Raw genomic sequence first — 23689 nt, forward strand, 5'->3', positions numbered from 1 at the left:
ACCACTATCTTTATTCAAGTATAAGACATCAAACCATCATTGGTTAAAATCCAACAGCGGCTATTATAACTTATATAATCAGTTACTTACAGTTTTTTGTAAATATTGGCTTATTATTACTCAATGCGGGTGAATAGACCCTAGTCTATATGCTAATTAGCTTAATAAACATCCATCTATTATTGTTTAATTAGACAACCAATATATCAAAATATAAGCCTAAACAGACGGCTAAATATAAAGACAGCCCTGCATTCTGCTATACTAAAATCAACAATTGACCCAGATAGCTATGCTATTATGCGTCAAACGATAGCTTCACTATCAATACTTGTTATAAGCAATTACTATAAATAGATAGACCGCTATCCAAACCCTCTTTTATTTTCATTGGTATGACGACTCATTATGACCAGTAACTCTTTATCTAACGCCGCTGCAGCATCAACCACACCCTTAACTAACTTAGCAAGCACACCAAGCAATGCTGAACCAAACCATGCTGACACCCTAAGCTATGCCGATATTCAAAGCATCGTTGCTGATGATTTTGACATTATGGACAAGCAAGTTTTTGGCAGTTTGAATTCCAAAGTTCAACTGGTCATGAGCGTCTCGCAGCATGTGATTAATGCTGGCGGTAAACGTATGCGCCCGCTCATTACCTTGTTATGCGCGCGGATGTTTAATGATGAGCCGTCGCGGCAAGCGATGCATTTGGCGGCGATTACTGAGATGCTGCATACCGCAACCTTAGTCCATGACGATGTGATTGATGAATCTGGGCAGCGCCGTGGTAAGCCAACCGCAAACGCTACTTGGGATAATGCCACGGCAGTGCTGGTCGGCGACTACCTGATTGCTCGCGCCTTTAACTTACTGGTTGGGTTTCAAAGCTTACCACTATTGCAAGTGTTCTCAGATGGTACCTGTGATATCGCCGAGGGCGAAGTGTTACAGCTACAGCATCAGCACAATCCTGAAGCCACTGAAGCCGATTATCTAAATATCATCGATGGAAAGACGTCGCGCTTATTTATGATGGCGACCCAAGGCGCGGCTATTTTGCAAAATAAAACTGAGCACCTGCAGGCATTGGCTGATTTTGGTCAGCATTTCGGTAATGCTTTCCAAATCGTCGATGACGTGCTCGATTATAGTGGCGATAGCGAGCTGATGGGCAAAAATCTCGGTGACGATTTGGCGGAAGGTAAACCAACGCTGCCAACCATTAAGGCGCTTGAGCTATTAAAAGACAGCGATACCGCAGGCTATGAGCAGTTACGTATCGCCGTGCAAACCGGTAAAACACCAAATGCTGAGCAGCTTATCGAGCTGGTACGTCATTCAGGCTCGCTTGAATACTGTAAGCAGCGTGCGTTAGAAGAGACCAAACTTGCCCAGCAAGCGCTTAGCAGCTTACCTGATAATCGCTACCGCCAAGGGTTATATCAGTTGACGGAACTTGCCAGCGCGCGTTTAGTATAAAGGCTATTTATTTATCTGATATATCGAGATTTTTATATATTCTCTATATACCAAGATTTCAATATATCAGATAAAGACCACTTTATTTATTAAAGGTTAAGTTAAGCCTGACTTTATAATAATAAGACATAAAAGATGAGGAAAGTTTAGCTATGATACTAGCAGCCTCCTCATTACTCATACCAAACGCTGACTTAAGCGCATACATTTTGCCTCCATATTTTAGCGTTCACACTTAAGTATTGCTAATACAGAATTTTTCTGTCTCCTTTGTTTTCTACTGTATTTTTATACAGCTTTCTTGCTACTATCTCTGAATCGTATTTAAAAAAACAAAAATTAACAATATTCTAGTTCAGCATTCATTACGAATTTTACAAGGTATTTTTAACGCTATGCTTGTATTATCAATGGCTGTTAGGCATTTATTGAGCTAGAAGACAATTGTGAGACACAAAAACGGTTTTTTACACCTTGACTGTAGGGTATACCCTATAGTTTATAATCATTCATTAAATTAAATCTGCTTATCCGATTGTTACGCGTTTAGCGATTAATATATTGGCAACGGTAAATGCATATTACTTTTCATATCTACCACGTTAAGATTTACCCCTAAACTTTTAATACTGTAATTATTTATTATATGATATTTATATTGCCGAGGACATTGATGAAGCACTCTACTCTTGCGCTTGTAATAGCATCTGTACTATCTGGAGCTGTACTGGTTGGCTGTGACAAAAACGAGGACGCAGCTGGTGACGCAGCCGCACAGCAGCAAATGCCACCTGCTGTCGTCAACGTTCAGACTGTCACTCTAGATACCGTACCCCAAGTACAGACCTTTGCTGGACGTACCGCGGCTTATCAAACCGCAGACGTTCGCCCACAGGTTAATGGCATTATTGACGAAGTGTTGTTCCGTGAGGGCAGCAACGTCAAAAAAGACCAACCTTTATATCGTATCAATACTGATAACTACGCGACGTCTATCACCAGTGGGCAGGCGGCTATTCAGCAGGCTCAAGCCAACTATCAGACAGCGGTGGCAAACAATGCCAATGCTAAAGCTGAATTGGTCAGTCGCCAAGCATCATTATCACAAGCGCAGAATGATTTACAACGCTTGCAAGGTTTGATCGAAATTGATGCTATCTCAAAGCAGCAATATGACCAAGCTGTCACCCAAGTTCGTACCGCCCAAGCGGCAGTCGAAAGTGCGCGTGCGGCTATCGGACAAACGGAAGCAGGTATCGAGAGTGCTAAAGCGGGCATCCAAACTGCCAAGGCAGGTTTACAAGCCAGCACGTTGGATTTAAACCGTACTATCGTACGTGCGCCGCTCTCAGGTCGTACTGACCGCTCTAGCGTGACTGCCGGTACGTTGGTTAGCGCCGGTCAACCTGATCCTTTAGTGACTATCTCACGCCTAGATCCTATCTATGTCGATATCAGCCAGTCTTCATCCGAATTGCTTAAGTTACGCCAGCAAATCTCTGCAGGTAAAGCACAAGCAGGCATGAACTCGGTTGAATTGGTATTAGAAGATGGCTCAACTTATCCTGTACGCGGTGAGCTTGCTTTATCTGAAGCAAAAGTTGACGAGTCAACCGGTGCGGTGACTTTACGCGCGGTCTTCTCTAATAAAAATAATATCTTATTGCCTGGTATGTATGTCAGCGCCCGCTTAACCCAAAGCGTCATTACCAATGCCGCCTTGGTACCGCAAAGTGCCGTGATGCGTACCCCGAAAAGTGAAACGCAAGTTTATATCGTTGATGAGAACAATAAAATTCAAGTACGTCCTGTCACTATTAATGGTACCTATCAAGGGCAATGGGTCATCACAGACGGCCTACAAGCAGGGGATAAAGTGGTGGTTATCGGCGGTGCAAAAGTGAAGCCTGAGCAAGAGGTGGTCGCCAAACCATTACCAGATGCCAATGCAGCCCCTGCTAAGCCAGGTGCACCTACTGCCCAAACGCCGCAGCAAGCTGCAAAAGCGATGGATAAGCCAGCTAGTAAAGATGCCGCTGCTAAAAAGCCTGCAGAATCTACCGCTAACTAATTCCATTCAAAGATAGGAAGACTAGGGATATACTATGTCACGTTTTTTTATTAATCGCCCTATTTTTGCATGGGTGATGGCTATTTTGGTCATGCTCATCGGGGTGATATCGGTCATTAATTTGCCGATTGAGCAGTATCCACGTATTGCACCACCAACGATTTCGGTTAGCGCAAGCTATCCTGGTGCCAACGCTCAAACCGTTGAAAATTCCGTTGTACAGATTATTGAACAACGTATGAAGGGTCTTGATGGTCTGATGTATATGTCATCATCAAGCTCGTCAAACGGTGGCGCGTCAGTAACCTTGACCTTTGAAAATGGTACTGATTCTGATACCGCGCAGGTACAGGTACAGAATAAACTTCAAGCCGCCATGAGCTCATTACCTGAGTCGGTGCAGCGTCAAGGCGTCAACGTCAATAAATCCTCTAGCAGCTTTTTAATGGTGCAAGGTTTTATTTCTGAAGACGGCAGCATGGATCGCGCGGATATCGCCGATTATGTCAACTCAAACGTTGTTGACCAGTTAAGCCGTGTTGAAGGCGTAGGTGAAGTACAGGTGTTTGGTTCGGCTTATGCGATGCGCATTTGGCTCGACCCTGCCCGTCTACGTAGCTATAACATGGTGCCATCTGATGTGGTCAATGCTGTGCGCTCGCAAAACGCGCAAGTGTCTGCCGGTCAGCTAGGACAAGCGCCTGCTGATACCGACCAACAGGTTATCAACGCTACCGTTACGGTGCAAAGCTATCTACAAACCCCTGAAGAATTTGAAAATATTCTCTTAAAAACCGATACCTCTGGCGCAAAAGTTCGCTTAGGCGATGTTGCAAAAGTTGAAATCGGTAGTGAAAACTACAGTGTTATTTCACTATATAACGGTAATGAAGCTGCTGGTCTGGGTATCTCATTGGCCGGTGGTGCAAACGCACTGGAAACTCGCGAAGCGGTTGGCGCACGTATGGCCGAGCTGGAAGCAAACTTCCCAGCGGGTCTGGTATCAGTCGTCCCTTATGACACCACGCCGTTTGTACGTTTGTCTATCGAGCAAGTGGTCAAGACGCTGATTGAAGCGATTGTCTTGGTATTTATCGTCATGTTTATTTTCTTACAGAACTGGCGTGCGACCATTATTCCGACCCTTGCCGTTCCTGTGGTTCTATTAGGTACCTTTGCGGTACTCTATATTGCAGGCTTTAGTATCAACGTCCTAACCATGTTTGCCATGGTACTGTCCATCGGTCTACTGGTCGATGACGCCATTGTGGTGGTAGAAAACGTCGAGCGTATTTTGGAAGAAGATCCTCATATTTCCATTAAAGACGCTACCCTACAATCGATGCGCGAGATTAGTAAAATCGTTATCGGTATTGCCTTGATTCTATCAGCGGTATTCGTACCGATGGCCTTCTTTGGTGGTTCAACTGGTGTGATTTATCGTCAGTTCTCAATCACCTTGATTACTGCCATGGTCTTATCGGCACTGGTCGCGCTTATCTTTACCCCTGCTCTGTGTGTGACCTTGCTCAAACGTAGCAAAAGCCATGACAAAGCCTCGACAGAAGAGAAAAAAGGCTTCTTTGGTTGGTTTAACCGCTCTTTTTATAAAGTCAGCCGTAGCTATGAAAATTCGGTTGGTAAAAGCTTCCGCTTTAAATGGTTATATTTAATCGGCTATGCTGCCATCATCGGTATTATGGCAGTGGTATTCTTACGTATCCCCGGCTCGTTCTTACCAGAAGAAGACCAAGGTATTATGTTTACCTTAGTTCAGCTTCCTGCTGGTGCGACGCTGGATGAAACGCAAGATGTACTCGATAAAGTCAGTAATTATTATGATACCCAAGAAGGCGATAATATTGCCTCTGTCTTTACTATTGCAGGTTTCAGTTTTGCTGGACAAGGGCAAAATATGGGACTGGCATTCGTACGTTTATCTGACTGGGCTGATCGTCCCGGTGCAGAAAACACGGCAAAAGCGGTGGCCGATCGTGCCATGGGTTACTTCTTTACCCAGTTAAATGAAGCCCAAGTATTTGCGATTGTACCGCCCGCGATTACCGAACTTGGTAACGCCAGTGGTTTTGATTTAATGATTCAGGACACCGGTAACCTTGGGCATGATGGGCTACTTGAAGCTCGTAATATGCTCCTCGGTATGGCGGCGCAAAATGACAAAGTCGCAGGCGTCCGTCCGAACGGTCAAGAAGATGCACCGCAGTTAAAAATTAATATCAACCAAGAACAAGCTGCTGCTTATGGTTTGTCATTGGGTAATATCAATAGCGTCATCTCTACCGCGTGGGGTTCAAGCTATATCAATGACTTCGTCGACCGCGGTCGTATTAAGCGTGTGTTTGTCCAAGGTGAGCCAAGCAGCCGAACCAACCCTGATGATATCGGTAAGTGGTTTGTCCGTAACGATAGCGGTGATATGATTTCATTCGATGCTTTCTCTAGTAGCGAATGGCAATCAGGCTCTCCGCGTCTGACCCGTTATAACAGCTTACCGTCGATGAATATTCAAGGTAGTGCCGCGCCCGGTTTGAGTACGGGTGAAGCAATGAGCTCCATGGAAGCCATAATGGAGAAAATGCCTGAAGGTGTTGGCTATGAGTGGACAGGTATGTCACTTGAAGAGCAAAAGTCAGGTGCCCAAGCGCCGATGCTTTATGCACTGTCAATCTTAGTGGTATTCTTATGTCTAGCCGCCTTGTATGAAAGCTGGTCTATCCCCTTCTCTGTCCTATTGGTTATCCCACTTGGGGTGCTAGGTGCGGTGATATTTACGTGGCTACGCGGCTTTAATAACGATATTTACTTGCAAGTTGGTCTACTGACGGTGGTTGGTCTATCGGCCAAAAACGCCATCTTGATTATTGAGTTTGCAAAAGAACACCAAGAAGAAGGCTATAGTCTAAAAGAGGCGGTCATGACAGCGGCGCGTCAACGTCTGCGTCCGATTATTATGACCTCACTTGCCTTTGGACTCGGTGTTGTGCCATTATTCATCGCCACAGGTCCGGGCTCGGGCAGTCAAAACGCCATCGGTACTAGTGTGGTTGGTGGTGTTGTCACCGCAACTATCTTAGGTATCTTCTTTATTCCGATGTTCTATATTTGGGTACGTAGTATGTTCCCGCATAAATATGAGAACAACAAACCAAACGATAGAGATGATGGCAATGACGGCACATCTGGCCCGCAAAACCCAACGCCTTCTGACCCAATGCCTTCTGAGAGTTATCAGCCTGTAAGCCTTGGAGATAATACACAATGAGTGCTCAAAAAAACATTACCTTAAGCTCAGCAGCGGTAGCAAACATTGCTACCACTGCGCAACCGGCGCTTGCAGTACTGCGCAAAAATGGCGGTCGTCTAATCGGCTTGACCGCTTTAGCGTTAAGCATGGCGGCTTGTAATACCATTCCAAAAGCGGATATGCGCCCTGTCCTTGCTGAGCCGAATATACCTATCGAACAAACTTATGGCGCGTTTGATAAAGAAACCGTGAGTAGCGCTGATCAGCCAAGTATCGCCGGTCAACGCTGGCAGAATTTCTATAGCGACGAGCGCCTAAAAGGTCTAATTGCGTTAGGTTTAGAGAACAATAAAGACTTTGAAAGCGCCCGCTTAGCGATTGAAAAAGCGCGCGCCCAATATCAAATCACCGATCTTAACGACCTACCTAGAATTGATGGTAGTGGTGGTTACACGCGCCAAGCGCAAAACAGAACTGACAAAAACCCTAACAGCTCCTATAACGTCAATCTTGGTCTGGCCAATTATGAGTTAGACTTTTGGGGTAAAATTGCCAGCTTAAAAGACCAAGCGTTACAGAATTTCTTGGCCACGACAGCGGCAAAAGATTCGACCCAAATCAGCCTAATCAGTAATATCGCTCAAAGCTATGCCAACTTAAGCTATAGCTTAGCGCAATTAAAACTGGCAGAAGCTACGGTTGAAAGTCGTGAGAAATCACTATTTATTGCCGATAAACGCTTTGAAGCAGGTATTGATCCTAAATTGCCATCTTTGCAAGCCAGTGCGTCATTAGAAAATGCCAAACTTGCTGTCTTAAGGGCGCAGAGCAGTATTTTAAAAGCGCGTAATGCCTTGCAGTTTTTGGTAGGTGGACCGATTCCAACCAACCTTATTCCAACGCCTGCGGTCAGTAACATCACAAATCAGCAGATATTTAGCGCCGGCTTACCGAGTGAGTTACTGCGCTATCGTCCTGATGTGTTGCAAGCAGAATACAATCTAAAAGCTGCTGGTGCCAATATCGAAGTAGCACGCGCGTCTTACTTCCCGTCTATCAGCCTAGCCAGTAGCGTAGGTTTGAGTAGCGGCAGTTTAGATAACCTGTTTAAGAGTGGTTCGGTCGGTTGGTCATTTGGCCCAAGCATTAGCGTGCCTATCTTTGATGCTGGTCGTTTGGATGCCAATTACGACGTGGCGAAAATTGAGCGCGAACAGACGCTAGCTGGCTACGAGAAATCTATCCAAACCGCGTTCCGCGAAGTATCAGATGTGTTGGCAACACGCGCAACATTGGGTGATCAGCTCGCCGCACAATACCGTCTGCAAGATAACTTTGAGCAGACCTATCAGATTGCCGATGCACGCTTTAAAGCGGGTATTGCAAACTATCTAGATGTGCTTGATGCGCAGCGCTCATTGTTCTCAACGCAGCAAGGTATCTTGGACTTAGAACTACAAAAAATCATTAGCCAAGTCGAGCTTTATCAAGTCTTAGGCGGCGGCGCTAACCTTGACGTGCCAACGGTGATTCCTGTACCGCATAAAAACTTAGTGCAATTGGTCAATCTACCTGCCAATAGCAATAAAGCAAAAGCGGTCGATGCCATCGATGCGGCTAGCTCAGCTCGTGTGGCTTCTGCACAAGAAGCCCAAGCGATTAAGCAGGCGCAACCAACAGAAAAGGCAACTTTTAAGCCGACCGCTGTGGTTGATGTCAATAATGATGGCAAAACAGACGCGGCGGTAGGTGTGGTCACTGAAAAGACGACCTTTAACGACACCAGTGTTGAGCAAGTACCTGTTACCCAGATTGTTGAGCCTTAAACAATCATAAAAGATATTGTGAGGGCACTACCCTCGCATTGACAGTCGATACGTACAATCAGCCCTACCGACTTGGTAGGGCTTTTTGCTTTCGATAGCGACTATTGGTTATAGTAGTGCTGGGTATAATAGAACATTATATTAACGACGCTTTTATCACTTTTGCGGTGCCAATTTTATAAAAAACATGCATTAAAACAGCTTATTTAATCAAGCTGATAAGTAACACATGCTTAATATCAAATAAGGAAACCTCATGACTTATACTTTTAACCGTCAATTCCCTGAAACTCGCCTACGTCGCTTGCGTTATAACGATAACGTGCGCGCGATGATTCGTGAAGTTGAGCTGCATCCCAAGCACTTTATCGCCCCTGTCTTTGTTTTAGAAGGCAACAATAAGCGCGAAGCAATCGCTAGTATGCCCGGTGTTGAGCGCTTATCGATTGATTTGCTGATTAATTATGCCAAAGAATTATTAGCGGAGGGTGTCACCACGATTGACATCTTTCCCGTGATTGATAATTCATTAAAAACCCCTGATGGTAAATCGGCTTATGATGAAAACGGCCTTAGCGCACGTGCAGTCAAAGCGGTGAAAGATGCCGTGCCAGAAATGGTAGTGATGACCGATGTGGCGCTAGACCCTTATACCTCACATGGTCAAGATGGGTTGCTTGATGACAGCGGCTATGTGGTCAATGACGAAACAGTGGAAGTATTGGTCAAGCAAGCGCTCGTCCACGCCCGCGCTGGCGCTGATATCATCTCGCCAAGTGATATGATGGATGGCCGCATCAAAGCCATGCGTGATGCCTTTGAAGCCGAAGGCTTTGTCAATACCGCTATCATGGCCTACTCTGCCAAATATGCTTCTGCTTACTACGGTCCGTTCCGTGATGCCGTCGGTAGTGCCGGCAACTTAAAAGGCGGTCATAAAAAGCAATATCAGATGGACTTTGGTAATCGCGCCGAAGCACTGCATGAAGTTGCCATGGACATAGCCGAGGGCGCTGATATGGTGATGATTAAACCGGGTCAGCCGTATTTAGACCTTATTCGTGAAGTCAAAAACACCTTTGGCGTACCGACTTTTGCGTATCAAGTGTCGGGCGAATATGCCATGCATATGGCTGCTATTCAAAATGGCTGGCTAACCGATGCGGTGATTTTAGAATCCTTGATAGGTTTCCGCCGTGCGGGCGCTGATGGAATTTTGACTTATTTTGCCCTAGAAGCGGCTCGTCAGTTGAATAATGCTTAATATGCATTAAATTGCGTTGTATATAAAAAAACCGCGCCAGCTTATGTATTAGCTGACACGGTTTTTTATTGGCCTTATTTTAAAAGCTCAATAAAACTTATAAATGCGCACGGTCATGCGCTGTATCAAAGTCAAGCAGCGGACCGACGGGTATAATACGCGTGGGATTGATATTGGCATGGCTGGTGTAATAATGCGCCTTTATATGCTCGATACTTACCGTCTCTGTGATACCGGGCACCTGATATAAATCACGCAGATAGCCCCAAAGGTTGGGATAATCAACAATGCGGCGAATATTACATTTAAAATGCCCAACATATACCGCATCAAAGCGCACGAGCGTGGTAAATAAGCTCCAGTCTGCCTCTGTAATCGTATTTCCTAGTAAGTAACGTTGGTCTACCAGACGCGCCTCTAACGTGTCTAGCGCATCAAATAACGTTACTACCGCTTCTTTATAAGCAGCTTCGGTTGTAGCAAACCCTGCTTTATAAACGCCGTTATTGACCGCTGAATAAACAAACTCATTAACCGTATCGATTTCTGCTAGCAATTCTGTTGGCAAAAAACTAACTGCTGTTGCCCCTACTTCGTCAAAGGCTGAGTTAAACATCCGAATAATCTCAGACGATTCATTACTGACGATGGTATTGGTTTCTTTATCCCATAATACTGGCACTGTCACGCGTCCCGTATAATCAGGCTTCGCGGCAATATAAACCTCATATAGATAGTCTGCTTTGACGATTGGATCAGCAATAACACCTGCGCCCTCTGCAAATGTCCAACCTTTATCGCCCATAAAGGGATGCACTATAGACAGTGAAATCATGTCCTCCAAGCCCTTTAACTTACGACAAATGGTGGTGCGATGCGCCCAAGGACATGCAAGCGAGACATATAAATGGTAACGATTGGGCTCAGCTTTAAAGCCACCGATACCTGATGGGCCTGCGCTGCCATCAGCCGTGACCCAGTTTCTAAAACCAGCATCTTCGCGCTCAAAGCGTCCTTCGCTCGCCTTGGTGTCATACCATTTATCTTGCCATTGACCGTCGACTAACAATCCCATATCTTGCCCCGCTTTATTTTAGTTTTAAATCTATGTGATTAAAAATGACAACTATCAAACGATGCAAATAAAATAATTGCTATCGTCATATTTATTCAACTTTAAAGCTCATAGTAACATTTCTATGTTGCCCAGCCATTAAGCTTTGTTTGTTTCTCAAACAGCATTTATCTTAAAAGGCAAAGTTATGGTGCGGATTAAATCTAGATAGATTTTTTTAGAAAAAGTCAAAAAACTTATTTTAAGAGGCAGGCGAATTATAAAATTTGAGCGTCTTACAGATACGAAATTTCCGTCTCCGCTACAACCCTTATAAAACGGGCATAAAAAAAGCCCCAATCATAAAGATTGGGGCTTTCGAATCTGGTAGGCGTAACTAGATTCGAACTAGCGACCTCTACCATGTCAAGGTAGCGCTCTAACCAACTGAGCTATACGCCTATTTAGGTCATGCATTTTAGCAAGTTTTTAAAACTTTGCAAGCCTTTTCTATCACAATATTGACTTATTATGAGAATACCTAATTTTAAGCTTTATAATGAAGCACTTAAGAAAATCCGGTGTTTCTAAATAGTTTCCGCTATCTAAGATAGCTCATACCTTGTAGACTTTTAATATCATAAAAACATAACTTCCTAATAGAGGCCATCACATGACTTTACGCATTCATGCCTTATTTCACACAGATTACGAAGACCTCAGCTTTATTAAGCACTGGGCAGTTAATCATCAGCACACCATTACCTACACCCGCTCTTATAATAAAGACACCTTGCCAGCGCTCGCCAGTTTTGACTGGTTAATCATAATGGGCGGGCCGATGAGCGTCCATGATGAGGACGACCATCCTTGGTTAAAAGAGGAAAAACGTCTGATTAAGCAAAGTATAGATAGCGGAAAAACAGTGCTTGGGGTGTGTTTGGGTGCCCAGCTTATTGCGCATTGTTTGGGGGCGAGCGTAGAGCCAGCGGGCGTAAAAGAAATCGGTTGGCTACCTATTCAGTTAACCACAGACGCTCAGGCGCATCCTTTATTACAGGACTTACCAAAGCAGCCTTTTACCGTTTTTCATTGGCATGGCGATGGGTTTGAATATCCACAAGGAGCGATTCCGTTAGCGACATCAGCAGCATGGCCCAATCAAGGCTTCCTTTATCAAACGCCGCAGCATAAAGCGCTCGGTACTTGGGTAATGGCTTGGCAGTGTCATTTTGAAGTGACCGAAGAAAGTATCGTTCAAATGGTAGCAAATGGCAACCATGCTATCCAAAAAGGGCTGGTCGACTATCCTAAAACGGTACAATCAGCGGCTGACATAATAGCGCTTGGCGATAAGTATATCGCCGATAACAACGCGCGCTTAGCAGCCATGCTCAATCGCATAGCAAAGACTACTGACATTTAAACCTAATCTTTTAATCCTAAAAAAGCTTAACGGTTTAGCTGCTTTTGCGCTTTTTAGCCGCAAGTTCACTTTGCTCAATTTCTAGCGGCGTTAAACCATTTTTCTTAGCTTTCAGATAACTAAGATAAGTGGGAATATGGGTTTTGCCCAAGTATTTATCGAGGTAAGGCAAAAACCCTGCATAATTGCCTTTAAATTTGGCATGATGAAAGTCATGATAGACAGGGCCTTCATACACCGGTAATAAATGCGCGGGATTCCACGGTATATCGTAGCCGATATGCCCATCTGCGCCTTCGATTTGACGTAAAATCACCCACATCCACACCACATAAATGTGCGCCCCTAAAATGATTGGACCTACTAACGTCAGCGACGCCGTCAATGAATACTCGACCCAGTGCATATAATTGCCATTGATACCGCAGGTATTACGAATGCGGTGGTGCACACTGTGGATGTTTCTTAGCAGCCATTTATTTTCATGCATATAACGGTGCATACAATAGTATAAAAAGTCATCAAGCAGCACGAAAAAAATCAACTGGGCGATGATAATATACCAAACTGGCATCTCACCATTATGCACGCCGGTCAGCTTTAACAGCGGCCAAGCCAGCACCAATAGCGCAGCTAAAATAATATTATTAATAATGATGCGGCCGATAGACGGTAATAAAAACTGTTTCATCTCAAACGGTTTTTGTTGAATTTTATATTTACGCAAGGATACCGGATCGCGCCAAGCAACTATCGTCCATGGAATGGCAACTGCTAGAAAGGCGGTCGTACTAATAGCAAGGGTCGCCATGGGGAACTGCCAAAACCAAGGGTCGTTATAAAACCCTTGCCAATACGAAAACACATCCATATGTCACCTATTGAACATTACGTTTGCAAGTATAAAGCATTGAAAGCAAATGAAGATATTAAGAACCTTTATAAGTACTTAATAGTACCAACATAAGTTAATTAATATATCACTATCTTAGCGCTTATCTGGTATAGATGTCGCCATTTTTACCCCGCCATAGGTGACTAAGACGACACCCAGCGCTATCAATGATGCACCCAAAAACAGCCCTTCTGGCGGACTCTCTCCCTGCAAAAATATAGCGACAGGCACACCGACGACCGCCCCGACCGAACCTAATAAGCTTAGTAATACTGGGCCGCCCGTTTTTTGCAGTAAAAATAACAGTAAAAACTGACCAGCGAAAACGAACGCCTGCACCACAATCAATCCTAACGGCAATATCTCTGTCATCGGCACCGCTAGTGAAAAGTGCGGCATAAGACTGACTAAACCAAGTAACACGGAGGCTGCTATCAGCATACCGGGTACAAGTGCGCTTGGAGACAGATTATCTGGCCAGTATAAGGTACGATAAATATTGCCAATTGCTAGTAACACCGGCCCGCAAAGCGCAAGCCCAATCCAAAACACACTGGCATCGGGCGCAGCAAATTTACGGGCGGCGAGCACCCCTGCTCCGGCAAGTGCAGCGACCACGCCAAGCGCGCGCAGCTTGGTAAAGCGCTCTATTTTTAAGATGATTGCGGCCAGATAAGTCAGAAGCGGCGGCAGAGAGATAATTAATGCGACAAAACCTGCGCCGACATGCGGAATAGCAGAGAAGAAAATGAGATTGGAGCCTGCCACACTCACTAACGCAGCCACTAGATAATAGCTCAATGTTGGTTTGCTTAACGGCGGCAGTTCATGGCGAAAAAGCGCATAACTGAATAAAATCAACGCCGCGCCAGTGATAGACCAAAACAGAAATGCCAGCGGCGTCAGACCGACCTCGCCTGCAAATTTCGCCAAATTGGTCGAAATACCGGTTAATCCACCACCAACGATAAGACACAGCACAGGAATGAGCCACGCTTTTTTACCTTTAGCCATACCTTGCTGCGTTGACCCACTCATAAACTACCTTACTCTTAAAACGGCTATTATATTAGGTCCAGTTTTACTTATGAAGTTTAACCTTATTAGGCTTTGTTGCTGCGCTCTAGAAAATTTTAATTTGAGGTAAGGACTGTTAAACCGGAACCTTGTGGTCCACAAAAAGTATCGAATAAAGCAAAGAACACATCGGGATCAATGATTTCTTCTGGCGCAAAGACACCGCTTTGCTTTAAATGACCTTGATGTAGCAGCGGTAAAAATAGCGCTTGCGGGATTCCAGTGACCGTTGCCATTCCACCTGCGGGCGTATTGCGAATAAAAGCGCCAGCGCTGGCAGGTTGACCATTTTTGCGTCCTTGCGCATAGGCTATTAAGCCTGGAATCTCTTTTTCCTCGCTTTCGGCTAAATGGGTTTGGCGTGCTTTGCGACTATCTTTATCAGTCAATAACCGTGCTGCATCCTCAACAGCCATTTGCCCCACCGCTACTGCCGACGCAATTTGGCGCAGATTATCAACGATATCATCGATACCAAGCATACCGTTATAGCAGTTTTTTAGCCGTGGAAAGCGCCTATTTAAAGTGACCGCTTCAGGATGTCCGAGTGACCACACATCAAGCTCACCAAGCCTTGGGAAGTCGATTTTTGAATGGGCTAATGGTTTCGTATCGACCATCTTTCCAGCTGCTAACACGCGGATATCTTCAGATAAACAATGTATAAGATGTACTGCCGCTGCGTCAACTTGACCCTCATTAGCCGGCCGACTAAATCCATCATCGGCATTCACAGCGCCCGATAGCTTCCATGCCGACACGATAGTATCCACTTCATCCAACGCCGTTGCCGCTTTCACACACAGTAAATTAGAAATACCGGGGCTCGCGCCTAAACCAATCACGGCGGTGACATTATTTTGTTTTGCACGCGCACTTAATTTAAGCATCTCGACGGTCGGTTGCCAATCATCGCAAATGTCACAGTAATGCTTACCTTCCTCTATCGCCGCCGTTAAAATCGGTACACCAAAGCGAAAAAAAGGCCCTGCTGAATTGAGTACCACATCGACGTCGCGAATCGCTTGGCGTAGGCTATTGTTATCTGTTACGTCCAAGTAAAGCGCGCGGACAGGTTTTTTAAGAGCTTCTGTATTTCCTCTATTTAGCGATTTGCTATTTAACTCGGCAACAAAACGCTCCGCCAGCTCACTGTCAATACCAGCGACGATAATCTCGCTAACAAAATCAAAGCTCATCGCCGCACGCACCGCAGCACGACCCATGCCGCCACTACCACCTATGGCCAATACTTTCATAAAAACGTCCTTGTTCAGTTTTACATTTACTAAAAGTCGGCTTAAACAAAATTCAGCTAACTATTGCTTAGCACCAAGATAGATTAGCGTTCCCGCCAATGCAACCACAAACGGGTATCGAGCTCATACTGATGATAATCCGGTTCCATATGGCAGCAGAGCTGATAAAAAGCCTTGTTATGCTCTTGCTCCTTAAAATGTGCCAACTCATGCACCACAATCATACGCAAAAACTCAGGCGGCGCTTCCTTAAATAGGCTGGCCACCGTGATGCTATTATGTGATTTTAGCTTACTGCCTTGCACGCGCGATTGATAGGTATGAATGCCAAGCGCGTGTTTGAGGACAGCAAGTTTACTATTATAAGTCACTTGCGACAGCGGGCTGCTTTTGCGCATATATTGATTTTTAATGTCATTAATATACTGATATAGCGCTTTGTCGCTTTGTACTTGGTGGCGATTGGGGTAATTTTTATCCAAATAATCGCCCAATCTGCCCGTGCTAATCAGCGTCGCCGCTTGACTTTGAATCTGCTCAGAATAATGAGCGATATATTTTAATGTGGTCAATATGGTCACCGTTTTTATCTTTGACGTTTTATCTTTAGCGTTGTGCGATAGACATTTTTTATTCTAAATTTGCTCTAAATATACTTTATATTAGCCATGCACCTTCTGCCAATATATCAATGTAACGCTTCATGGCTAAAAACTCATGATTGCTGGTAAACAATTAATAGCTGCTTAATGCGCCACTGAATTAGACAGCAAGTTCATCACCACGACACCGCCAACAATCATCGCAATACCAATCACAGCAGCAGTATCAAGCGTTTGCTTAAAGAAGAACAGCCCTACCAAAGAAGTCAGCACGATACCAAGCCCGCCCCATAGTGCATAAGCAATACCGATAGGGATGGTTTTTATGGTTTGGGTTAATAAATAGAACGAAATCGCATAAAGCACCGCCATAATCAGCGTGGGTATAAAGCGCGTAAACTGCTCTGATTTGACTAAAAAAGTAGTGCCAATTACTTCACAAACAATAGCGATGGCAAGGTAACCGTAAGCAATCATGGTTGGACTCATATTTTAGGCACCTATATTGGTTAGAACGTGGTTTTTAGAAAGTGAGTGGTTAGAAAAAAAACTGGTTAGAAAATAATTGTTTAGAAAGTGCTTGGTTAAAACATATTGCATGGCCGCGGATAAAGTTAAAAAGCTTTAAAGTAAAGCAAATTACAGCCAAAATGCTAAAGAAACGCTCGGGTGGCTATTTTATAGGTTTATAGCAGCGCTTGAAATAGAGATTTGAAGGTTTACAGTAATGCAGGGTTTTACTTTACTTTCAAATAGATAGTCTAATTAACCTGACTAATAAAGTGAAATTCATAACCTTTCTTGCAAGTCAGTTTTATATATAGGTTCGATAGACTGTATCAGGGTCATTTATTAAAACAGTCAATAATTCAGCCACTTTAAAAGCAAAAAAGCTCAATTTCATACGGATTGCAATTATATTTATAATTAATCGCCTAATAAGGTTGACAGCCCATAACTACTTGGCTAAAATGTGCCCCACATAACGCAAACAAGATAAGCAATCGCACCTACCAAAGCCTTTGTAAAACTTGCGATAGTAACCGTTATAAACAACTTATTCTCCAATAGCTCAGTTGGTAGAGCAACGGACTGTTAATCCGTGTGTCCCTGGTTCGAGCCCAGGTTGGAGAGCCATATTTGAAAAAACCTTCATCACTTATTTGATGGAGGTTTTTTTATGCTCGCCGTTTTTAGCTGCTAATCGCATTGGCTTAAGCCCGCACAATATTAATACAGCGACAGTGTTCTTTTAGCAACTTTTGTTGTATGGTAAGGTTAGCAGTGACTGAGTCAGTTTTTGTCTGAGTGCTTTACTCCTACTCACTAAAAATAATGGTTTATTATGATACCTGTACGTGTAAAAAATAAATTCTCTGACTATCCGCAAAAAATCATGCGCCCGGTCAGTATTCGTTTGTCTGAAGAAATGATTTCGCTATTAGAAGCCACGTCAAAAGAGCTGGGTTTTAAGCGTATTCAAGGACTTATTCGTCTTTATATTCGTCAAGGTCTTGATCGCGATCATCAGGATTACACCCTAGCCCATGATGAAGTCTTTATCGAAAGTTTGCGTAAGCGCGGCGTCAGCCAACGCATCATTGATGAGGCGATTGTGGTGACTCATAATAACAATATCACCCATCCGCTGTCTGAGCTGCAAGATAAAGATAAAAAATAACGCCAGCCATGAGCTAGTAATACATACCAAATAAGAAGACTAAGTTTGCTTAATAGCGCTTAGTCTTTTTTTTGCTACTTAATTTGTCACTTAATTTGTCACTTAAAACAAGCCCTCCTCGATAAATCCAATAACGTCAAATGGCTTTTAGCGATAAATAAACATACAAAATTATCATAGGCACTATATTAGTATAAGAGTCTTTACCATTTATATGGGTTGAGAAGGAGGCATAAGATGATTGGTTCATATAAACCTGCAAGCTATCTAAGAAAGGCCATATTATTGGCATTTACCTTGGCGATGCTGCCTGTTATCAATGGCTGCTCACAGCCGCCCGCCGATCCCAGTAAACAGACCATACCGACCAACTCTGACCAGTGGCAAAAAAAGCTGGGCGATACCTTTGAGCGTTTGCCTGAAGATGATAGGCAGCTGCTAAGCCGCTATATGCTGCGCATGAAGCTCAGTGGTGCTTATGAATCTGGGGCGATGCCTCGTATCACCATCAAGCAAGCACTCGTCCAACAGCGTGAATATGAGCGCCTGCATCCAAATAACCCAACCGGTAAGAAAAGCCCGATTGTGACCAGTCCGCAAGTCGGTACTGCCAAAGCGCAAAACTACCCTGTTGCCTTACTGCCAGTTAAGACCAGTGATAGCGATAGCTTAAACCAAGTGAAGCTACAGTTTATGCTCTCAAACCACGGCAAGGTGGCGATTAAAAGCTTTAAAGGTAAGCTCACCATGAAAGAGAAGCATTTAACCAAAAGTAAAACCTTTAATGTGCCGTTAACGCAGTTCAAACCACCAATCGAGCCGGAGCAATCTGGCAAAATAATTATTGAAAGCAGCATTGAAGACATCAATGTCATGCGGGCGATTAAAAATAACACAGGGATAAGCATCGAAATTAGCAAAGGTAAGCTGGTATTAGTGGATGGGCAGGAAATTGAGTTTAATGAATTGCTAGAAAAATAAGACGATGTTTATAAAACTTGTAAAAATATCGCATAAAAAAAGCCCCAATCAGTAATGGATTGGGGCTTTTTGAATTCACTCTAATAGCATTCATTGATTACTGATATCATTCACCAAAAGACATCCCTATAGAACCACTGCCATTGGCAGCACGAAGCAGTAAATTTTTGTCATCATCATCTAATATTGCATTCCCTGTCAGAGTTTCTCCGGCAGCAGCACAGCTGATTTGACTAAAAGTTACGGTGCTTACATAGTATCGCTCTGAAGCAGCTGGGGTAAATTTACCTGTCATATTACAACCTTTACTATCGCTACCCGTAAAATTACCATTGGTAGTAAAAGTGATTTTTGCAGTATTGTTTATACCGCCTGTCACATATAACGGACCTGTAAATGTCTTATTGTTAATCTGATTAAAAGTATGCTTTTTAAATGATAATGTGTCTAATTTTAATTCATAGCTTATTTGATTTGAAGGGAGTTCGATTAATTTACCATTGATAGTTCCTGCTTGATAGTCTCCTGTAACCTCAATATCACGAGAAGGACGGTTATCAAACGAATAGTTTTTTGCTGGAATTTTGAACTTACTATTGCTAAGTAATACTGGATTATTACTTTTAACAAACCCTATTGCTTCCTCGTCTCCACTCATAGAATCAACTTCGATGTAGGTTACCCATAATTTACCCTCATCATCGACCAAACCATCTAAAACCTCCGGTTCACTATCAGTCCCTGTATAAAAACCTGAAGTTAGCTTGACTGTTGGTGTCGGTGTTGGTGTCGGTGTTGGTGTTGGTGTTGGTGTCGGTGTCGGTGTCGGATTAGAGTCATCACTACCGCAACCTAAAAGGGCAGTAGCAGCTAAGAGATACAACGCTAGTTTATTCATTAGACTATCCTCAGGTTATTTAACGACGAGGTTGTAGGAATTACATTGAACTACAACTAGATTATATTCAATAAAGTAAATATATACTAATTATTTAATTCCTTTAAATTCATTTTTTGTAATATATAAACATTCTTATCAATATAAGTCTTTAGTCTCAAACTTAGCTATACCCTATTATCTTCACTGCCTTTTACGTCATAACTATTTTTTAGACATAAAAAAAGCCCCAATCAATTGCTGATTGGGGCTTTTTCGAATTTGGCGGAGACGGAGAGATTCGAACTCTCGAAGGGCTATGAACCCTTGTCGGTTTTCAAGACCGGTGCATTCAACCGCTCTGCCACGTCTCCATTGGTGCATCATTATATAGATATCATTAGATAATGCAAGCGGTTCATATTAAAAAAATGAAATTAATTTGCGGCTGGTTTTAAATCAATGACTTACCGTTTGCTCGCAACTATTTATTCAGCTCTTTAGCTTAAACTATTTACTTTAAGCTATTTTATTTACTTGAAGCTAAGTGCAAGCACATATCAAGCAACCTGTTGGCATATCCCCATTCGTTATCATACCACGCAAAAACTTTATACTGGTCGCCTACGTGCATAAGCTGTTGCCCATCAATAATCAGTGACTCCGTTTGATGGATAAAATCACTTGAGACCAATGGCTCATCGGTATAGGCCATGATATCAAGCAAATGACCTATGCTAGCCGTTTTAAGCACATCACGAACTGCTTCTATACTGACATCAGGGGTATCAAAGACAAAAGTCACATCAATAGCGGCAACATCGATGGTCGGCACTCTGATTGAATGGCCGTTTATTTTGCCGACCATCGCTGGCAATACGCGCTCAGTGGCCGCGATACTGCTGGAAGTCGTAGGAATAATATTGTGACCAGATGCCCGCGCCCGCCTTGGGTCACGATGCGCTTGATCGAGTACGGTCTGATCAGCAGTGACGGCATGAATCTCCGTCATCATCGCTGACTTGACGCCAAACACTTTATCAAGGGTAGCAATCAGCGGCACCAATGCCTGCGTGGTACAAGAAACGCTCGATATAATCGGCAGCTCACGCGTGAGCTCATCAGTATTGACGCCCATAACGATACAGGCATCGACATCATCAAAGGGTGCGGCACCGATGATGACTTGCTGCGCGCCCGCCACAATATGCAATTGCGCTTGCTCATAAGAGCGAAAGTGCCCCGTACACTCTAGCACCACATCGACGCCCAGTTCCTGCCATGGTAGGTTTTTTGGGTCGGGCTCTGAGAGCATCTTAATACAATACGTTAAATTGTTTTTCGTTAGACACAGCTGAGTGTCTGTATTAACAGTCGTATTGCTATCATCTTTACCAGCATCGACGTCACTCATTACAATATCAGCGCTGACACCCAGTCGGGTTAAGCGACCGTGGGTACTGTCAAATTTAAGTAAATGCAGCAGAATGTCAGCCGGTGCCAAATCATTAATCGCCACCACATGAATGGCACGACCTAATACCTCAAAGCGCTCTAGTAAGGCGCGAAGTACATTGCGCCCTATGCGACCAAAGCCATTAATAGCGACTCTCAGAGGCTGTGTGTGCTCGCCAGTGGTAGGATATGCGACTACCGCTGGGTCAGACGTCAATTGATAAGTGGCGCTAGAAAAATCAGGCATAACATCAGACATAAAGGTGTATCGCTATAAAGGGATATAAAAAATTGAGCGCTGCAAGCTCAATGCTCTCATGAAAAAACCAACAGACTACTATGACCGACTTCTTATCATTGGCTTTTATACAAATGGCTTAACCATGATTTATTGGCTCAGTTGGCTTACTAAGGCGTAATAAAAATCAAAGCCAAACGAATGGTGTTGTAATCGATGCTTTGCTTAAGATGGTCAAAGATTGGGCGCAGCTTAATACTACCATCATCATTAAAGTCGTTTGGATTGTTGGCGACTTTAATCGCCACATAAGCGTTACCCACTGCCGTCATCACTTCATCGTCTGGGCGCAAATGATCACAAGCAAGGCTTGGGTCTTGAGATTTTAGCTCGCCAATATGACGCATAATGGTCGATTGTGATAGCTGACGCGCTTGCGAAATCTCCGCAATAGATAAGCTTTCTTCTAATAATATTCGGGTGGCGAGCAAGGTACTGTCCGACTTATCAGATACTTGATTGCCGAGTTTTTGTTTTTTATCGAGCTGCGCTTGCTGTTGCTCGCGGCGTTTTTTCTGCAAATTGGCATAAGCATCAATCACTGATTTGTTAAGCGTTCCACCTGACTTTAAGATAAACTTCTCATGTGCCTGCGTCATACTTTCTTCATCGAGCATCGCATAATTGGCATCAGCCTCATCAGACAATGCTAAAAAGCGCTTATCTGCGCCGCGTGCCAGCGGATCAAGCTGCAAACTCATATCATTCATACCAAGCAGCTGCAAACCTGCCAGCGACTTTAGCCGTGATAATGCCACATAACCTTGTCCTAGCTCAAAGGTGCGCGATAAATCAATCTCTGCTGCATCAAGGGTCATACCTTGTGATTTATGAATGGTAATTGCCCACGCCAGACATAAGGGCACTTGCTCGTAGCTTGCCAGCACGTCACCAGTCTCATCTTCGATAATCCATTCTTCCGGCTCGGCAATAACTTCACGACCGGAATTTAGCCTAACCACGGGCATCTTTTGCGTCGTTGGTTTTTTAACTTTTGGTTTCTCTTTATCCTTGGTGGTCTTTTTACCTTTGCCTTTTATATTCTTATCAGTATCACTTTCAATGCTTTCACTATCGTCTTCTATCAAATCATCATTATTGTCTTTATCATCATTAATTTTTACCGCAGCAAAGCCTATCAGCTCACCCATGGTGCCGTTAGAGACGCCAAGCTCGGTATTGTTTTTGATAAACATCACCTTAGCACCGACTTTTAATACCAAATCATCTTGGGTACGGACGGTCTTTTTAAGGGTCTCAACCAGTTTACTATCACCCGTAGAGGTGGCGGTAAAACGCATCATCTCGCCATCTAACGCGGCAAGCTCTTTATCATTGATACTATTAACGTTGAGATTATGGGTATACAAACGGGTACGTTTGATATCGACGTTTTGATCAAAGGTGGCCTCTAAGGCAGCAATCGCCTCAAAAGTCACTTCTTGACGGCGGATTTGATTGAGAATATCGTCTAAATCAAGTCCGCCATTCGCCGCTTCGCTTACTTGACGATGTTGCTCAGACAAGTAGCAAATATGGAACTTAGCATCAAGCCATGCTTCCGACATAAAGGCAAACTTCTCACGATTGGTCTCGCCCTTGCTACCAATCGGTGGCAACTGGAAAAAGTCGCCTGCAACGACGACTTGAATACCACCAAACGCTGCATCATTTTTGCGTACATGCTTAAGCACTTGGCTGACCAAATTAATCTGCTTGGCGTGCAGCATCGATATCTCATCGATAATCAATACCGCAGTATCTTTTAATCTATCTGCCAAAAATTGCTTGCGCGATAGATTGCTTAAATCACGATCAGTCAGCTCATCCTTGATACCAATGCCCGACCAACTATGAATGGTCGTACCGTTCATGTGTGTGGCAGCAATACCCGTACTCGCGGTCACAGCCACAGGAACACGGCGCGCGCGCAAATAGTCAATATATTGGTTGAGAGTATAAGTCTTACCTGAACCTGCTGAGCCCGTCAAAAATACATTTTGACCCGTTTTTAAGATATCAAGAGCAGAAGATTGACGCATATATCTAAACCAATTTAGTTAATAGTAATAAGAAAAAGAGCTTAAGAACAAATTATGAGGGACAAGCTGCCCACAATTATAACAGCTACGCCAGTTTTGCGAACCACTTTAACCCGTCAAGCTTACAT

The 23689-nt window shown here is 43.8% G+C and carries 17 protein-coding genes and 3 tRNA genes; 9 read left to right on the forward strand and 11 right to left on the reverse strand.

Going from position 1 to position 23689, the window contains the following annotated elements:
• The first annotated feature begins 558 nt into the window (after positions 1-558).
• From JMX94_RS09970 to hemB, 5 genes are all read left to right on the forward strand, one after another.
• Positions 559-1488, forward strand: coding sequence for a polyprenyl synthetase family protein (locus JMX94_RS09970; protein ID WP_201565231.1), 930 nt, complete (start codon positions 559-561; stop codon positions 1486-1488).
• 673 nt (positions 1489-2161) lie between these two features.
• On the forward strand, positions 2162-3559 hold the full coding sequence (locus tag JMX94_RS09975; RefSeq protein WP_201565201.1) for an efflux RND transporter periplasmic adaptor subunit: 1398 nt from the start codon (positions 2162-2164) through the stop codon (positions 3557-3559).
• A 34-nt stretch (positions 3560-3593) separates the two neighbouring features.
• The gene (locus JMX94_RS09980; protein WP_201565202.1) at positions 3594-6842 is read left to right on the forward strand and encodes an efflux RND transporter permease subunit; all 3249 of its coding nucleotides are present in this window, start codon (positions 3594-3596) and stop codon (positions 6840-6842) included.
• A complete protein-coding gene (locus tag JMX94_RS09985) occupies positions 6839-8650 on the forward strand; it encodes an efflux transporter outer membrane subunit (RefSeq protein WP_201565203.1) in 1812 nt (603 codons plus the stop codon). Before JMX94_RS09980 ends, JMX94_RS09985 begins: the two co-directional genes overlap by 4 nt.
• Before the next feature lie 256 nt (positions 8651-8906).
• On the forward strand, positions 8907-9914 hold the full coding sequence (gene hemB / locus JMX94_RS09990; protein ID WP_201565204.1) for a porphobilinogen synthase: 1008 nt from the start codon (positions 8907-8909) through the stop codon (positions 9912-9914).
• Between the two features lie 97 nt (positions 9915-10011).
• Here hemB and JMX94_RS09995 read toward each other — a convergent pair whose 3' ends face one another.
• Positions 10012-10989, reverse strand: a complete 978-nt coding sequence (locus JMX94_RS09995) for a glutathione S-transferase family protein (RefSeq protein WP_201565205.1) — start codon at positions 10987-10989, stop codon at positions 10012-10014.
• Between the two features lie 364 nt (positions 10990-11353).
• A tRNA-Val gene (locus JMX94_RS10000) sits at positions 11354-11430 on the reverse strand.
• Positions 11431-11641: 211 nt separating this feature from the next.
• Between JMX94_RS10000 and JMX94_RS10005 the strand changes: the two genes are divergently transcribed.
• Complete coding sequence (locus tag JMX94_RS10005; RefSeq protein ID WP_201565206.1) at positions 11642-12394, forward strand: type 1 glutamine amidotransferase; 753 nt, start codon at positions 11642-11644, stop codon at positions 12392-12394.
• 34 nt (positions 12395-12428) lie between these two features.
• Here JMX94_RS10005 and JMX94_RS10010 read toward each other — a convergent pair whose 3' ends face one another.
• From JMX94_RS10010 to JMX94_RS10030, 5 genes are all read right to left on the reverse strand, one after another.
• Positions 12429-13265, reverse strand: coding sequence for a sterol desaturase family protein (locus JMX94_RS10010; protein WP_201565207.1), 837 nt, complete (start codon positions 13263-13265; stop codon positions 12429-12431).
• Between the two features lie 117 nt (positions 13266-13382).
• Positions 13383-14327, reverse strand: coding sequence for a DMT family transporter (locus JMX94_RS10015; RefSeq protein WP_201565208.1), 945 nt, complete (start codon positions 14325-14327; stop codon positions 13383-13385).
• A gap of 95 nt (positions 14328-14422) precedes the next feature.
• Positions 14423-15625 (reverse strand): saccharopine dehydrogenase family protein, encoded by a 1203-nt coding sequence (locus JMX94_RS10020; protein ID WP_201565209.1) that lies wholly within the window; start codon positions 15623-15625, stop codon positions 14423-14425.
• Between the two features lie 83 nt (positions 15626-15708).
• On the reverse strand, positions 15709-16197 hold the full coding sequence (locus JMX94_RS10025; protein ID WP_201565210.1) for a M48 family metallopeptidase: 489 nt from the start codon (positions 16195-16197) through the stop codon (positions 15709-15711).
• A 174-nt stretch (positions 16198-16371) separates the two neighbouring features.
• Complete coding sequence (locus tag JMX94_RS10030; RefSeq protein ID WP_271134609.1) at positions 16372-16716, reverse strand: multidrug efflux SMR transporter; 345 nt, start codon at positions 16714-16716, stop codon at positions 16372-16374.
• A 572-nt stretch (positions 16717-17288) separates the two neighbouring features.
• On the opposite strand from JMX94_RS10030, the gene JMX94_RS10035 reads away from it, so the two are divergent.
• From JMX94_RS10035 to JMX94_RS10045, 3 genes are all read left to right on the forward strand, one after another.
• Positions 17289-17364, forward strand: a tRNA-Asn gene (locus JMX94_RS10035).
• A gap of 208 nt (positions 17365-17572) precedes the next feature.
• A complete protein-coding gene (locus tag JMX94_RS10040) occupies positions 17573-17908 on the forward strand; it encodes a CopG family transcriptional regulator (RefSeq protein WP_201565211.1) in 336 nt (111 codons plus the stop codon).
• Positions 17909-18145: 237 nt separating this feature from the next.
• Entirely contained in the window at positions 18146-18889 is a 744-nt protein-coding gene (locus tag JMX94_RS10045) for a hypothetical protein (protein WP_201565212.1), read from the forward strand.
• Between the two features lie 106 nt (positions 18890-18995).
• On the opposite strand, the gene JMX94_RS10050 is transcribed toward JMX94_RS10045, so the two are convergent.
• The 4 genes from JMX94_RS10050 to JMX94_RS10065 form a co-directional block, all read right to left on the reverse strand.
• Complete coding sequence (locus JMX94_RS10050; protein ID WP_201565236.1) at positions 18996-19787, reverse strand: hypothetical protein; 792 nt, start codon at positions 19785-19787, stop codon at positions 18996-18998.
• 262 nt (positions 19788-20049) lie between these two features.
• Positions 20050-20140: transfer RNA gene (locus JMX94_RS10055), tRNA-Ser, on the reverse strand.
• 155 nt (positions 20141-20295) lie between these two features.
• Positions 20296-21468 carry a type I glyceraldehyde-3-phosphate dehydrogenase gene (locus tag JMX94_RS10060; RefSeq protein WP_227673601.1) on the reverse strand — a complete coding sequence of 391 codons (1173 nt, stop codon included), beginning with the start codon at positions 21466-21468 and terminating at the stop codon, positions 20296-20298.
• Between the two features lie 161 nt (positions 21469-21629).
• Complete coding sequence (locus JMX94_RS10065) at positions 21630-23561, reverse strand: AAA family ATPase (protein ID WP_201565213.1); 1932 nt, start codon at positions 23559-23561, stop codon at positions 21630-21632.
• Between the last annotated feature and the right edge of the window lie 128 nt (positions 23562-23689).

It is taken from the genome of Psychrobacter sp. CMS30 (assembly GCF_904846565.1).
Taxonomy (GTDB): domain Bacteria; phylum Pseudomonadota; class Gammaproteobacteria; order Pseudomonadales; family Moraxellaceae; genus Psychrobacter; species Psychrobacter maritimus.

Excerpts from the sequence above, each read along its gene's own strand:
- JMX94_RS09970 (WP_201565231.1), top strand. The coding sequence starts at position 559 with ATGGACAAGCAAGTTTTTGGCAGTTTGAATTCCAAAGTTCAACTGGTC.
- JMX94_RS09975 (WP_201565201.1), top strand. The coding sequence starts at position 2,162 with ATGAAGCACTCTACTCTTGCGCTTGTAATAGCATCTGTACTATCTGGA.
- JMX94_RS09980 (WP_201565202.1), top strand. The coding sequence starts at position 3,594 with ATGTCACGTTTTTTTATTAATCGCCCTATTTTTGCATGGGTGATGGCT.
- JMX94_RS09985 (WP_201565203.1), top strand. The coding sequence starts at position 6,839 with ATGAGTGCTCAAAAAAACATTACCTTAAGCTCAGCAGCGGTAGCAAAC.
- hemB (WP_201565204.1), top strand. The coding sequence starts at position 8,907 with ATGACTTATACTTTTAACCGTCAATTCCCTGAAACTCGCCTACGTCGC.
- JMX94_RS09995 (WP_201565205.1), bottom strand. The coding sequence starts at position 10,989 with ATGGGATTGTTAGTCGACGGTCAATGGCAAGATAAATGGTATGACACC.
- JMX94_RS10005 (WP_201565206.1), top strand. The coding sequence starts at position 11,642 with ATGACTTTACGCATTCATGCCTTATTTCACACAGATTACGAAGACCTC.
- JMX94_RS10010 (WP_201565207.1), bottom strand. The coding sequence starts at position 13,265 with ATGGATGTGTTTTCGTATTGGCAAGGGTTTTATAACGACCCTTGGTTT.
- JMX94_RS10015 (WP_201565208.1), bottom strand. The coding sequence starts at position 14,327 with ATGAGTGGGTCAACGCAGCAAGGTATGGCTAAAGGTAAAAAAGCGTGG.
- JMX94_RS10020 (WP_201565209.1), bottom strand. The coding sequence starts at position 15,625 with ATGAAAGTATTGGCCATAGGTGGTAGTGGCGGCATGGGTCGTGCTGCG.
- JMX94_RS10030 (WP_271134609.1), bottom strand. The coding sequence starts at position 16,716 with ATGAGTCCAACCATGATTGCTTACGGTTACCTTGCCATCGCTATTGTT.
- JMX94_RS10040 (WP_201565211.1), top strand. The coding sequence starts at position 17,573 with ATGATACCTGTACGTGTAAAAAATAAATTCTCTGACTATCCGCAAAAA.
- JMX94_RS10045 (WP_201565212.1), top strand. The coding sequence starts at position 18,146 with ATGATTGGTTCATATAAACCTGCAAGCTATCTAAGAAAGGCCATATTA.
- JMX94_RS10050 (WP_201565236.1), bottom strand. The coding sequence starts at position 19,787 with ATGAATAAACTAGCGTTGTATCTCTTAGCTGCTACTGCCCTTTTAGGT.
- JMX94_RS10060 (WP_227673601.1), bottom strand. The coding sequence starts at position 21,468 with ATGCCTGATTTTTCTAGCGCCACTTATCAATTGACGTCTGACCCAGCG.
- JMX94_RS10065 (WP_201565213.1), bottom strand. The coding sequence starts at position 23,561 with ATGCGTCAATCTTCTGCTCTTGATATCTTAAAAACGGGTCAAAATGTA.